Origin of the sequence: Microcoleus sp. ARI1-B5, assembly GCF_036705795.1 — a bacterium.
Lineage (GTDB): Bacteria > Cyanobacteriota > Cyanobacteriia > Cyanobacteriales > Microcoleaceae > Microcoleus.
In genome coordinates, this window is the sequence record NZ_JAUBVK010000006.1 from 230744 (window position 1) to 244980 (window position 14237).

The following is a 14237-nucleotide window of genomic DNA, read 5'->3' on the forward strand; positions in this document are numbered from 1 at the left end:
CTGAAATCTGTTACATCCGTTACATCCGTTACATCCGTCGAGCGAATCCGTTGCCGAACTTCCTTCTGCTATAAAATTAAATAGGAAGTTCGATCGCAAATTCAGTTCCCTCACCGGCCGTAGATTTGCAGAACAATTTACCGCAGTGCTTATCCGTCACAATCTGCCGAGCGATCGACAATCCCAGCCCAGTTCCTTTACCCACCGCTTTTGTGGTAAACAGAGGTTCAAACAAATGTTCTTGAATCTCCTCGGTCATTCCCAACCCGTTATCGGCAATTCGGACGATCGCACTTTCGCGCCAAACTTCCGTGCTAATAGTAATTATCAGCGAACGCTGGTCTTTTTCCCAAGCCTCTTCCACAGCATCGATCGCATTTGCCAACAAATTCATAAACACTTGGTTCATCGGGCCTGGATAGCATTTTATCGGGGGCAATTCTCCATAGTTTTGGGTTACTGCAATGGCCGGGCGAGTTCCTTGAGCCTTAAGTCGGTGTTTTAACAGCAACAGCGTACTATCTAAAGTTTCGTGCAGGTCGATCGCACTAGCAGTATCTCCATCCGAACGGGCAAAATTACGCAGCGACAGCGAAATATCTTTAATGCGTTCAGTGCCTACTTGCATTGAATCCAAGAGGTGAGAAAAATCCTCGATCACAAACTCCAAATCTATGTCGTCAATCAAGATAGCGATATCTGATGCAGGTTCAGGGTAGTGTTTTTTATAGAGGCTAAGAACTTCTGCCATCTCAGCCAGATATTCCTTAGCTGGCGCAATGTTGCTGACCATAAAACTCAGCGGGTTGTTAATTTCATGGGCGACTCCGGCAACGAGTTGTCCCAAGGCGGATAGTTTTTCTTGCTGCACTACTTGTACTTGGGCTTGTTGCAAAGCCCTGGTGCGTTCTGTAACTTGCTGTTCCAGATTGTCGGTTAACTGTTTGAGCCGCCAGTGAATGTTAACTCTGGCAATTACTTCGTCTTGTTCAAAGGGTTTGGTGATGTAATCCACTGCACCTAACGACAAGCCTTTGATCTTGCTTTCGGCATCTGCTAAGGCGGTCATAAAAATGACTGGAATTGTCTTTGTCGCCCCGTTCGCTTTAATTCTGCGACAGGTTTCAAAGCCGTCGATTCCCGGCATTTGCACGTCTAGCAATATTAGTTCTGGGAAAGGGTTTTTTGCGGGATTTATCGCACATTTTTCCAGCATCGCCAGCGCCGATTCCCCGTCCGCTGCAACTCGCACTTTGTAGCCTGCTGTTTTTAATGCCTGGGACAGCACAGACAAATTGGTGGAACAGTCATCCACAATCAAAATAAATTTTTTATCTGACTCAACCATGAGATTTTTTCCTTACGCTTGTGAGAAATGCTCCTCAATCAATGCTTGCAGTTCTTTGACCTGAAATCCTTCTGCCAAAACCAGTATTTTTTTAGCAAAAATCCCGTGTTCTGGGTTGGCTGTTTGAATCTCTTGGGCCATCTCGATTACTGCGTCCAAATCGCCAGCTTGAGCTTGTTCGTTTAACAAATGCAAAATCTCGATCGCCGGAATCTGCATTTCGTTTGGCATCGCATTTTGCGCTTTTGTGCCCGCATCCACTGTGTCGTCATACACCCAATCCAGTTGCAAATATTTTTGAATTAACCCCAGCAACAAATCTGCTTGCACCGGTTTCGGCAAAAAATCACTTCCACCTGCATCCAGGCTCTTTTGGCGATCGATCTCAAACACGCTTGCAGACGACACTAGCACGATCGCCTCACGCAATTGAGGATGAACCCGGATTTGGCGCAACAACTCAAACCCGTCCATCACCGGCATTGCTAAATCGGTGAGGATTAAATCGGGTGCGGTGGCTAAAGCGATCTCGAGTCCTTCCTTACCGTCAGCCGCTTCAACGATCTTAAAGCCGATCGGTTCCAGCAAGTTCACCAACACAGCCCGATTTTCCCACCTGTCATCCACTATCAAAATTTTGCGTTTTTCGCCCAAGTAGCCCAAAACAGCCCCTTGTTCCACCATTCTAGAACTATCAGCCCAATTTAGGGCCTCCGGGAGTGACACTTCAAAGGAAAAAATACTGCCAACCCCTGCACGGCTTTCTATGAGAATTTCACTCTGCATCAACCCCACAATCTTTTGACTGATCGCAAGTCCCAATCCAGTGCCTTCCGATTGCTTTTTCACATCACCTACTTGCTCAAAAGGCAAGAATATCTTCTTAACTTGTTGTGGTGTCATTCCCGGGCCTGTATCTTCGACTCGGAAGCGAATTTTATATAAGTTTTGACTTGAATTATCTAACTGAGAACTTAGAGCGGAAAACTTAGTATTTTTTATCACATCTACCTGAAAAATAACTCCGCCTTTTTCCGTAAACTTAACCGCATTCCCCAGCAAATTTAGCAGCACTTGGCGCAAACGTTTCTCATCACCGCAAACCCCTGTCGGGAGTTGCGAATCAATCTGCAAATCAAAGGAAATTGCTTTTTCCTGGGCGCGAATCATGCAGATTTCGGCAACACCTTGGATGAATGAAGGCAGGTGAAAGGCGGCGGGATGCAGTTCGAGTTTCCGGGCTTCGATTTTCGACAAATCCAACACATCATTAATCAGCGTTAGCAGGTGCGAACCGCACTGATAGATGATATCAACGCCGCCCCGCCCTTTTTGCGTCATCGGTTCGCTGCGCTGGAGAATTTGCGCGTATCCTAAAATCCCGTTGAGGGGAGTCCGCAATTCGTGGCTCATGTTAGCCAAAAATTCGCTTTTGGCGCGGTTGGCGCCGTCTGCCATTTCTTTTGCTATTTTGAGTTCTAGGGTGCGTTCTTCGACGCGCTGTTCGAGTTCGACGTTGGTTTTTTCTAGGGCTGTAAAAGAGTCGCGCAGTTGCTGCGCCATGTCGTTGAAGGATTCCGAAAGCACGCCCAGTTCATTTTTCCCGGAGACTTCCAGAGTGCGATCGAATTTCCCGGAGGCGAACTCCTGTGATGCTTTGCTCAATTGTGCGATCGGCCCAGCAATCAGGCGGGAAGTATAAAAACCAACAACCGTCGCCACAATTAAAGCGCCGATACAAAATAGAATCGTGGTTCGAGTATTGGCATTAATTTGCCCCATAAAATCCGATTCAGGAACCGCCACAACTACCAACCAATCCAATCCCCACTCGTCTTTCCAGGGTAAAACTTGCACAAACTGACGCTGGCCTTTCCACATAAACTCAATCTGCTGACTTTGTTTAATTTTGTTAAAATTCTCAAAGCGATTCTTCAGGTACTGAGCAGTATTAGCAATTAACAAATCGCTGCTGTTAATAGCTGGTAGTCGCTGCGCTTTTTCGCTGACAATTGTGAAAGGTTTCTCTAAACTGGAGGACGCAACAATCAGCCCGCTGCGTTCGATGATGAAGATTCTACCGGAACGGCTCACGTTTAACTGACGCAAGAAATCGCTAATTTGTGTGAGCCGTTGGTCAACTCCAATTACGCCGATTAATTGTCTATTTTTAGTGTATACGGGTCGGTTTGCCGAAACAGAAAGCGTGTAAGGTGGAGACTGCCACTGATAAAGGCTCCATGTGGGTTTTCCTGCTAGAGCTGTCTGCACGTACCACCCTTCTTCTTTGGCAATGTATAGTCCATTATCAATAGCAAGAGTTGTGCGATTTCCCTCTTTATCAGTGTTAAAAATATACCAATGATGGTTGGCGTTGCGTGCCTGAGAAACTTCATCTACTGTGACGCGATTGTCCTCAAAAAAACGCCCAGCGCCTGCAAAATCACCCGATGTAAAAGCAAAGCCAATATAGCCGACATTGTACTGTTGCAACTGCTGCCAGAAAAACTGTCCGAGCTGTTTTGAATTGTGGTAGTCTAGCAATCCGAGATCGACAGCATCGCCGTTGATTTCTGCCAGGTGACGCGCTGTGTTGAGTTGGCTGTCTAGATGCTGGGTAATGCGGCTGCTCACTTCAGTTTGGAGTTGAGATGCCAAATCATTGACTGCTTTCTGTCCGTTGCGGAAGGATAAGTAGCCAACAATGCCGACTGCACCGATAATTTGTAGCACGAAGGGAACAATCAAAACGGTTCGCAGGGGTGCATTACCAATCAGTTTCTTGAGGATTGAAGGCTGGGATGATGACATAGCAATTCATAGGATTTTAGATTTTAGATTTTAGATTTTAGATTTGGGAATGACTTATGAAGCTCCGGCTTTTGAGTTTGCCTACTGTTGCATTTTTTTTAGAAAATGGTATCACAATAGGAGCCTAAAAACACTATTATTGTATTTCTGTGATTTGTAGCTCCGCTTTCAGGATTATCCACAAAACCGGAAGTTAAGAAAGTAGGTCGGCGGCCAGCATTTTTGCTTGACTACACTTAGGCGACTTATTTTTTTAATAAATATTTATCTGGCGATCGCCCTTGTGTTGGAAGCTCCTAATTTGTGTTTATGTATCGATATTAACCCAAAAATGATTTAAGCCCATATTTGGCCCAATGAATTTAATATCTTGCACGCACAACCGCACCTCTATTGCTGTTGTCAATTGAATCAAGACAAGACAGCTTTAGACTTAGGTCAAGCCGTGTCCTTGCCGATATCTCGACTAAAAAATTCTATCTCTGGGGATTCTCGTAGGGGTTGGCCGAATTGATACTTAATTGTGGGCTGCGAATACTTAAGTAAATAGACTCAGATAAGTGCGATCGAGTGTTTTTGGGCGATCGCATATTTAAAGTACAATAAAAGAGAGGGTGCGTCCAGAGTGCTTCCTCTTTTTTATCGCCACACCTAGGGATTAGGACATCTTAATCTCAAAAAGTCTGCTTTGATCCAACCTTTGTACTCACTTGCTCTCAATCTTGTCGTCAAATACCAGACATTTCCTTCGCTATCTTTACGGCTAAGAGGAGATACGACACGACTTGTATTTTGGTCGTCATTGGCGACAATCACTAGATTTCCCACCGATACAGTGCCTACAACGCTAAAAATGCTTCCTGCACCAGACCTGATGTTAACTTGTGAGCCAACATCTTCACCTACAATATCGGCAACGCAGCTTTTATCTGTGATGGATTGAGCGCTGGCACTCTTAGTTAGTTGTGGAGCGAAGATAGCTATAGTGGCGATTTCTACAAATACGATAGCGCAAATTTTTAATCGAGTTTTCGTCATAATGCGGCTTGTTTCCGAGTTTGAGCAGTTATCAATTGTTGATACAGAAGTGGAGTTTTTTGTCTCAAAGACTGTTGCAATTGCTTAAATTCTGCTTCACCTTCTTCTAAGTACCCATCCACGATTTCTCGGTTGGCAAGATAAAAGGCGATCGCACCATAAACCTGTTCTAGGGAAAGCAGCGGAAAATTTTGGGCAATACTTTCGGGGGCTTCTCCATTCAAGAAGGAATAAACGACTGAATCGAGGGAAATGCGAGTTCCTTCAATCCAATACCCTCCGTTGCGTTGTTCGATATACTGCTTGGTTGGGGTGATGGCTAGTGTCATAGGGCTAATCACTGCTTTTTATCTAGATTTTAAACGAATTAGGTGAGATGGTTAGATTGGCGATCGCACAATTAAGCGATTAAGCGATCGCAAACTCCGTATATTGCCGTAGATGCGGTGGATGAAACGCCAATACAATATCTTCCCGCGGCACCGCAGCGTGCAAAAAATCTGTCACCACCCCATCTTCTGTCCAATCCTCCTCAATCCAAATTTTGCCATCCCGCAATCGCACGTGAATAGTATTTCCCTTAATCCGTTCTTGTCCCTCCCAACCCATTACTACCAATAAATAATGGTCGTGCCTTTCGTCAAAAATCAGCGCACTTTCTAGCGTTGAATTGGTGGATTTTGCCCCCAACTCATAATACTCGGTTAAAACTTTCCGAATCACATGACGATAATACTCTAATTTTTCCATCGCTCAACTACCTCCACTTCAGGGTCAAAAACTAGCAATTTTACTCGATTAGTTTCAACAATTAATTGGGCAATTTTCTTCTGAAAGCCACCGTTATAAACTGTGTTGGCTATGGCCAAATACAACTCATACTCGGATTGCTGGGCTTGTAAGATATTGCGGTAAATGATATACTGTCCAACAGCGCCTTCTAGATCGTTCATGAAAGATCGCCCTAAAAAACTCTTCACCTCAACAATAATTTTTCGTCCCTGCAATTCTGCTGCGATCGACTTTTCGGCCGCAATATCTGGATAGAGTTTATCCCCGCCATATTCCAGCACCTAGTTTTCAGTAACTATCAGCCAGCCATCTTTAATCAGCGCTTGCTTGACTGCATCATGGTAGATATCTTTAGCTGGCATCGCGAGACGAGGTAATTTGATATTCTACATTTTAACTCAAAATAAGACGGCGGTTGACACGAATGCCCATCCCCACAGCCCGCCAACATCCAAACCGCTGACAGAAAAATATACTAACTGGCATCCCCCCCCAAGTTTTCCCAGCAAATCCAATTACTGCCGGATCGGATCTCGAAGTACCCGAGATCGACTACAGTAAACACAAAATATTATTGGCGGTGATTTGAGTGATTGACACTTTAGCAACAGGAATCGCAGCAGCCGGTTCGCTGCTAGCATTGGGCGGATTGGGCCTAGAGTTGAACTATCGCCGGACTGGGAGTGCAAATAAACTAGAACTTACAGCCGGAGAATGGCACTTAGCCATAAACGAACCCAACCGCTATCTTTTGGTTGGCGAAATGGAATTCCGCAACCTGACACAGCGGTTCGAGATTATGTTGCCGTCCGTGCAGGCACAGGTGAAACTGCTATCAGACGGAAGTTTGGATGGCGTTACTTCCCAGACAAAAGTGATTCCTTGTCACAAAGACGCAAAAGCCCGATCGGACGATTACTGGTTCGGCTATATTGTTAAAGCCCAAAAAACCACAAAAATTAAAGTTTCGGTAGACATTCAAGGGCAAGATTTAAACAAATTGCAGTCAGCTTGGGTGCAAATACATTACATCACCTACGGCCCTGGCGGGCGCATCCCCAAAGTCCGCAACGTAGTAGTCCCGCTGCAATTTCCCAACTCGGACACCGCACCCGTCGCCCGCAATGTCGGCGTTGCAGAAGTCTTCCCAATTCGCACCCACATACTCGCCGAACTCGACAATCCCGTCGAAATTGTCAAGCGTTACGTGCTGCCGCGCGCCCTCCAAGGGGATATTGTCGCCCTCGCAGAAACTCCCCTAGCCTTGATGCAGGGACGCTACCGCCATCCCAGCGAAGTCAAACCCGGATGGGCGGCGAAGCGAGTGTGCTTGTTTTTCTTGCCCACGTCGAGTTTGGCCACGGCTTGCGGAATGCAGACATTGGTGGATGTAGTTGGGCCCATCCGCGTAGTTGCAGCATTTGCGATCGGCGCTGTAGCTAAAATATTCGGTAAACCGGGAGTCTTTTACCAACTAGCAGGGGAACAAGCAAGGCTGATTGACGACGTTACCGGGACTTTGCCTCCCTTCGACCAATTTATTGTCCTCGGCCCGGACAATCCCCAGCAAGTTGTAGAGGAAATTCAACGAGAAACCGGACTTGCGGCGGCGATCGTAGACGCTAATGACTTGAAAGCAGTTAAGATATTAGCAGCGACCTCCGATTTATCGGTAACATTTTTAGAGCAAGCCTTGCGCAGCAACCCCGCCGGGAATGCTGACGAGCGAACACCGGTCGTTTTAATTCGACCTCTGCCACAGAAATCTTGAGTTGAAGACTGAAAATTAAAAATTAAACAAGATGATTTGAAATTTTTAATTTTCGCTCGACTAAGAAAGGGAGAAGAATTAAAAGTTCTAAGTTTTGAACTCAAAACTTCCCTAACTCTTCCCCTTTCTTAAAAATATTGGATTTTTTAAGTTTTCTTGTCCAGTTTTGTGCTATTACGGTTCTCAACTTTCGTGAGGGACTAGCCAAAAAATTACCAATTACCAATTACCAATTACCAATTACCAATTACCAATTTATACCTCACTCACTTGAGAATTTCTATATGACTTCATTTACCTCTCAAAACCAAAACCAGGTTGTAATTCGCCCGTTTCAGTACCGCGACATCGAGGCGATGGAACAACTGTGCGCCGAAACAGCCGACGAGCCAGAAAAACGCAAGGGCGCAAGCTGCGACTTGGTACTGGGTAGAAAGTTGCAGCAGATTCGCCGCTGGTACGGACTGCTAAAGATTTTTAGCTTGTTTCCCAACCCTTGCCAGTCCCTGTTCCGGGCCCATGTTGCCGAAGAAGAGGGGACTGTTAAGGGCATAATTCAGATTTCTCCTTTCAACCGCACCCGCAGCACTTGGCGGATCGATCGCATCGGAGTAGACCCGGAAGCCCGCAGCAAAGGCATTGGTTCGATGCTGCTGCGGTACTGCTTTGAGGCAGTCTGGGAGGCGCGGACGTGGCTGCTGGAGGTGAATGTCGGCGATAAAACTTCCCTGGCTTTGTACCGTCAGAACGGGTTTCAGCCGTTGGCCCAGATGACTTACTGGACGATCGCCCCAGAACGCCTGCAAGAAATGGCCTCCGCGACGCCAGATTTGCCCAACCTGCTGCCGGTAAGCAACGCCGACGCTCAATTGCTGTATCAACTCGATACCGCGTCTATGCCGCCGCTGGTACGTCAAGTATTCGACCGGCACATTCAAGACTTCAAAACCAGTTTTTTCGGCGCTTTAGTCGAAGGCGTCAGACAGTGGCTGGGCAAAACAGAGGTAGTTAGCGCTTACGTATTTGAACCGCAGCGCAAAGCCGCGATCGGCTATTTTCAGGTACAGCTATCCCGCAACGGCCAACAGCCGCACGTCGCCCAGTTGACGGTACACCCGGCCTACACTTGGCTGTATCCAGAACTGCTGTCCCAGATGGCGCGCCTCGTTCAAGATTTCCCAGTTCAAAGCCTGCAACTGGCTTCCGCCGACTACCAGCCCGAACGCGAAGCTTATTTAGAGCAATTTGGAGCCGCGCGTCTGGAACACAGTTTGCTGATGTCTCGATCGGTATGGCACAAATTGCGCGAGTCCAAGTTAGTCTCCCTCGAAGGACTCCAGCTATCAGAAGTGTTGCAGAGCTTCCAGCCAACTCGCAAACCCGTACCGGGCAGGATGTCCTGGCTCGGCCAGATGGCTGGGGAAGCAGCAGCAGGGCCCGTGTCGTCTGAGATTAAGCCCTTTTTCTTGGACTCAGGAAAAAATCAAGCTAATCAAATTAACCCTTTGAACAGCCAGAATTCCGAATCAGAAGCAACAGATGCCAGCAGCATTTTGCCTCCTTATTTGCCGGAGTTGCCTCAAGACGGCGACGCCCAAGAGTAGGACTTAATTCCTGATACGATGTCCGCTCAATTAACGGTTTGTAGTGAGGACTTTAGTCCGCATCAAAGAGAGGACTAAAGTCCTCACTACAAACCGAAAAAACTCAAGTTATTCCCTTCTTCCTTCACGTTATTCGTGTCTTCGCGGTTCGTAAAAAAAAATATTCCAGTAAGAAAGAAGTAAATCTAAAATCTAAAATCTAAAATCTAAAATAGATTGATTGATGTCCAACGAAAAATTATGGATTTCCGCCCTCGGATTAGATATCGGCAACAAACGAGTCGGCATCGCCGGGTGTGACGGCACAGGTTTAATCGCTACGGGGATTGCTACTCTGGTGCGATCGTCCTTCGATCGAGATGTAGCTTATCTCAGAGGGCTCGTACAAGAGCGGAGAGTGCAAATTTTGGTGGCTGGCCTGCCCTACTCCCTCAACGGAGAAGTGGGCGCTCAAGCCCGAAAAGTCCAGAAATACGCCACTCGCATCGCCACCGCCTTAGAACTCCCCCTAGAATACGCCGACGAGCGCCTGACTTCTGTTGGCGCAGAGGAACTGATCCAAGCTCAAGGTATGTCCCCGTCGCGCAATAAGGGTTTGATCGATCGCAAAGCAGCGGCCTTGATTTTGCAGCAGTGGCTGGACGATCGCCGGCAAAAGATCGGTGCAATTCCCAATCCCGATAGGTTGTAACAGAGGCGTGATATCCTAGTTGTGCAAGTTTGCTGCGCACACCTGTAACCGTTGACGCACTGGATAAAATTCCGCTGTACCCTCGGTATTAAAGCAGCACACAATTGTGATTTGTCCTCAGTGTCGCTTGCGAACTCGACTGAGATTTAAACGCTGCACTCCTCGCCTGTGGAAAATGCCGCGAGTCTCGCGGTTTAAGTTTGTGGACTGGCGATCGCCCGATCGGTCAGAATATCGCCACGAAAATCCCCAATTGTCAAGCAAACGTTCGTGAATTATTGACGGAAAATAAGATACACGCGATGTCCTCATCCCCATACCGCAAAGAGAATGGTAATTCCCACGAAATGTCCGTCACCCTGACGGATGAACTTGGGCGATCGCTAACTTGCAACATAGAATATTCGATGAACCTAGAAGGTCAAGAATACGCTTTGCTGCTGCCGATCGACTCTCCCGTAGAAATTTTTACTTGGCAGGGAGACGATACCGACGAAGCAGCAATTCCTGTAGAAGACGAGACGGAAATTGACAAAATTTTTGATACTGCTAGAGTTGTCCTGCAAGAGCAGAACTTGACGCTCCGGCGCACGGCGGTGACGCTGACTGTGGTTGGCGAATTGCCGGAATTTCCCGACGAGGATTTGGAGCCTGATGCCGATCCCGATGAGGAGTCGGAGTTCGAGGAACTGATGTGGTTGACCAGCTTCTATCACGAAGAACAGGAATATGCCATTTATACGCCTCTCGATCCGTTCTTTATCTTGGCGAGAATGAATGAGGACGGCAAGCCCGAATTGCTCTCGGAAGAAGAGTTCCAAAGGCTAGAACCGATGTTGCCCATGCTGGAAGACCAGTTTTTTGACGAGCTTGATTAAATATTAATTGCAGGCAGAAGGCATGAGGCAAAAAGCAGAATATTTGACTATTTTATAAAAAAGTCAACTGCTCGGTCGATCGAACTTTTTCGAGATGCCACCTTCTGCCCTGTCAGCTATGACTGTTGAATCGGGTCTTGAAAAAGGCTGGTATCCGTAACTTTTTGGTCATTAATTGCAGATCATCAATCATTAGTCGTTAGTTAACCGTCGCTGATCGAGGACAACGGACTATGAACAAAGAACAACTGACAAAAAGCAGCGCGCGCGAGAGCCGAAAAGCTCCTCGGCAAGTCTCTAAATGGTTGTTTTATCTGGCGTTGCTGCCGGCAATTTGGGGAGTTGGCGCATGGCAGGGCTGGGCTTGGTGGAGCTGGGCTTCGGCGCCGCCTAAAGTAGCTGAAACTTCAAATTCCCCGGGACAGGATGCTGCGGTTTCTATCCAAATTCCCCCCGGTACTTCCAGTCAAAAAATCGGGCAGGATTTGGAAGCGGCGGGCTTAATTCGATCGGCAGGAGCGTGGAATATGTGGGCCCGCTGGCTGACCCTGCAAAACCGCGACGGAGGTTTTAAAGCCGGAACTTACCAACTGTCGCCGACTGAACCTCTGAGTGCGGTTGCTGACAAAATCTGGAAGGGTGAAGTCGTACAGCAGAGTTTCACGATTCCAGAAGGGTGGTCGCTGCAACAAATGAGCGCTTATTTTGAAGCGCAAGGTTTTTTTCCGGCTAAGGATTTTATGGCGGCGGCGAGTCAAGTTCCCTACGCTCAGTACCCTTGGCTGCCGAGCGGCTTGCCTCATTTGGAAGGGTTTTTGTACCCGGATACTTATCAGCTAGACGGCGATGCAGTTAGCCCGGAAGCTGTCATCAAACAAATGCTCGACCGTTTCGAGCGACTGGCTTTGCCCGTGTATCAAAAAAATCAGAACAATACTAAGCTTTCTTTGAAAGAGTGGGTGACGCTGGCGAGTATTGTGGAAAAAGAAGCTGTGGTTGCTGCGGAGCGCCATCGCATTGCTGGGGTGTTTGCGAGCCGCTTGAATAAGGGCATGAAGTTAGGCTCCGATCCGACGGTTGAATACGCCCTCGGCATCAGACAAACCAAGGAGAAACCTCTGACTTTTAAGCAGGTGGAAACGCCTTCTCCCTACAATACTTATGTGAATGTAGGGCTGCCCCCTACTCCGATCGCATCTCCGGGAATAGCAAGTCTGGAAGCGACTCTGGCTCCTGAAAAGACCGATTACCTGTATTTTATGGCTCGATACGACGGCACTCACATTTTCAGCCGCACTCAGGCGGAACACGATGCTGCTGTGGCTCAAGTTGACCAGAAAGTGCGATCGGGTCAATAGATTGGCAATGACTAATACATAAGTAAAAAGTCAAAAGTTACAAAGCAAAAGCCCGAATAATTCACTTTTGATTTTTTACTTTTTCAATGTTAAAATTGCCATTTATTATTGCTGACTCTAAAATCTAAAATCTCAAATATAAAATCATTATGACTTGGGGTAAACTACTACAGCCTGACTTAGTTCTAGGCGATTCGGTCGTAAATTTAACGGCCGATATTCTTGAGAAATATCATATTAAAGGATTAGTTTTGGATGTGGACGAAACTCTCGTTCCCATTACGGCAATCAATGCTTCTCCCGAACTCAGCCTGTGGGTGGAAGAAATTAAACCGGTAGTATCGCTGTGGTTGGCGAGCAATAATTTAAGTCAGACTCGGATCGGTCGAATTGCTGAGTCTTTGAATCTACCTTACATCACTGGTGCTGCTAAGCCGTCGCGCCGCAAGTTGCGCAAAGCCGTGACGGCGATGAATTTGCCGGTGGAACAGGTGGCGATGGTGGGCGATCGACTTTTTACTGATGTTTTGGCCGGCAATCGTTTGGGTATGTTTACTATTTTAGTCGAGCCAATGGTTGATGCTGGATATGCGCTTCGCAAGTATCCGGTGCGTTCTTTTGAAGTTTGGGTGTCTCAAGCTTTGGGAGCAAGTCTTAAAATTAAAGATTAAAAATGGGCATGGGCCAAACAGGGAAGAAGGCCCGCGCAGGGAATTGGTAATTGGTAATTGGGAATTAGGAATTGGTAACTAATGGCAACAGACAACAGTCAACAGTCAACAGTCAACAGTCAACAGTCAACAGTCAACAGTCAACAGTCAACAGTCAACAGACAGCAGACTAAAACTATTGTTGTTAAAATAGGAACTTCGACCCTGACTCGATCGACTACAGGAAACTTAGCTCTGTCAACCATTGCTGCATTAGTCGAAATTTTAGCCGATTTGCGGCAGCAAGGACATCGAGTAGTGTTGGTTTCTTCCGGTGCGGTTGGGGTGGGCTGCGCGCGCTTGGGTTTGACGGAACGCCCGCGAAATATCGCTCTGAAGCAGGCTGTGGCGGCCGTGGGACAAGGGCGGCTGATGCGCGTGTACGATGACTTGTTCACTACTCTACAACAGCCGATCGCCCAAGTATTGCTCACCAGGGGCGATTTAGTGCAGCGCAACGGTTATGTTAACGCTTACAATACGTTTCAGCAACTGCTGAGGTTGGGCGTAATTCCGATCGTCAACGAGAACGATACTGTAGCGGTAGACGAGCTCAAATTTGGCGATAACGACACGCTTTCGGCGCTGGTGGCGAGTTTGGTAGAAGCAGATTGGTTGTTTGTGCTCACGGATGTCGATCGGCTGTATTCCGCAGATCCGCGCAGCAATCCCGACGCGCAGCCGATCGCCCTAGTCCAAAGTATGGCACAGCTCACAGAATTTCAGGTGCAAACAGGAGATTCCCGCAGCGGTTGGGGAACCGGCGGAATGGTAACAAAAATTGAAGCGGCGAGAATCGCCACAGCATCGGGAGTGCGGACAGTCATCACTAACGGCTGCTTTCCTGGTAATATCGAGAAAATACTTAACGGAGAGTCGATCGGCACTCAATTCGAGCCGCAACCGCGCCCTGTCAACGCTCGCAAACACTGGATCGCCAACGTGCTAATTCCTGCTGGAAAACTGTATTTAGATGCGGGTGCTGTCAAAGCAATTTCCCACGGCGGCAAATCGCTGTTAGCGGCAGGTATTTCAGGAGTAGAAGGAGAATTTCAAGCTGATGATTCGGTGCAGTTGTGCGATACAGAAGGCCAACAAATTGCGAGGGGACTTGTGAATTATAGCAGTTTAGAATTGAGACAAATCCAGGGCTGCAAGTCAGATAAAATTGCTGAGATTTTAGGTTATGCAGGCGTAGAAACGGCGGTACACCGAGATAACTTAGTGATTGTTTAA

At 47.3% G+C, this 14237-nt stretch carries 12 protein-coding genes and 1 pseudogene; 7 read left to right on the forward strand and 6 right to left on the reverse strand.

The features are described from left to right. Positions 1-76: 76 nt before the first annotated feature. The 6 genes and pseudogenes from QUB63_RS12475 to QUB63_RS12500 all read right to left on the reverse strand — a co-directional run bounded on the left by QUB63_RS12475 (position 77) and on the right by QUB63_RS12500 (position 6351). Entirely contained in the window at positions 77-1348 is a 1272-nt protein-coding gene (locus tag QUB63_RS12475) for a hybrid sensor histidine kinase/response regulator (RefSeq protein ID WP_332945472.1), read from the reverse strand. A gap of 12 nt (positions 1349-1360) precedes the next feature. Then, entirely contained in the window at positions 1361-4159 is a 2799-nt protein-coding gene (locus tag QUB63_RS12480) for an ATP-binding protein (RefSeq protein ID WP_332945475.1), read from the reverse strand. Between the two features lie 651 nt (positions 4160-4810). Next, complete coding sequence (locus QUB63_RS12485; protein WP_332945476.1) at positions 4811-5197, reverse strand: SH3 domain-containing protein; 387 nt, start codon at positions 5195-5197, stop codon at positions 4811-4813. Further along, on the reverse strand, positions 5194-5526 hold the full coding sequence (locus QUB63_RS12490; protein WP_332945478.1) for a DUF433 domain-containing protein: 333 nt from the start codon (positions 5524-5526) through the stop codon (positions 5194-5196). The genes QUB63_RS12485 and QUB63_RS12490 overlap by 4 nt, the downstream gene beginning before the upstream one ends. Positions 5527-5605: 79 nt before the next feature. Further along, positions 5606-5947, reverse strand: coding sequence for a XisI protein (locus QUB63_RS12495; protein ID WP_332945479.1), 342 nt, complete (start codon positions 5945-5947; stop codon positions 5606-5608). Further along, a pseudogene (locus QUB63_RS12500) lies at positions 5935-6351 on the reverse strand (XisH family protein). The gene QUB63_RS12495 and the pseudogene QUB63_RS12500 overlap by 13 nt, the downstream one beginning before the upstream one ends. A gap of 227 nt (positions 6352-6578) precedes the next feature. Between QUB63_RS12500 and QUB63_RS12505 the strand changes: the two are divergent. From QUB63_RS12505 to proB, 7 genes are all read left to right on the forward strand, one after another. Continuing rightward, positions 6579-7760 carry a F420-0:Gamma-glutamyl ligase gene (locus QUB63_RS12505; protein WP_332945481.1) on the forward strand — a complete coding sequence of 394 codons (1182 nt, stop codon included), beginning with the start codon at positions 6579-6581 and terminating at the stop codon, positions 7758-7760. 284 nt (positions 7761-8044) lie between these two features. Beyond that, a complete protein-coding gene (locus tag QUB63_RS12510) occupies positions 8045-9364 on the forward strand; it encodes a GNAT family N-acetyltransferase (RefSeq protein WP_332945482.1) in 1320 nt (439 codons plus the stop codon). 223 nt (positions 9365-9587) lie between these two features. Then, positions 9588-10055, forward strand: coding sequence for a Holliday junction resolvase RuvX (gene ruvX, locus QUB63_RS12515; protein ID WP_332945484.1), 468 nt, complete (start codon positions 9588-9590; stop codon positions 10053-10055). A gap of 302 nt (positions 10056-10357) precedes the next feature. After that, positions 10358-10933 (forward strand): DUF3727 domain-containing protein, encoded by a 576-nt coding sequence (locus tag QUB63_RS12520; RefSeq protein ID WP_332945485.1) that lies wholly within the window; start codon positions 10358-10360, stop codon positions 10931-10933. A gap of 233 nt (positions 10934-11166) precedes the next feature. Next, complete coding sequence (gene mltG, locus QUB63_RS12525) at positions 11167-12291, forward strand: endolytic transglycosylase MltG (RefSeq protein ID WP_332945487.1); 1125 nt, start codon at positions 11167-11169, stop codon at positions 12289-12291. A 149-nt stretch (positions 12292-12440) separates the two neighbouring features. Then, on the forward strand, positions 12441-12962 hold the full coding sequence (locus QUB63_RS12530; RefSeq protein WP_332945488.1) for a YqeG family HAD IIIA-type phosphatase: 522 nt from the start codon (positions 12441-12443) through the stop codon (positions 12960-12962). Positions 12963-13043: 81 nt separating this feature from the next. Next, entirely contained in the window at positions 13044-14237 is a 1194-nt protein-coding gene (gene proB / locus QUB63_RS12535) for a glutamate 5-kinase (RefSeq protein ID WP_332945489.1), read from the forward strand.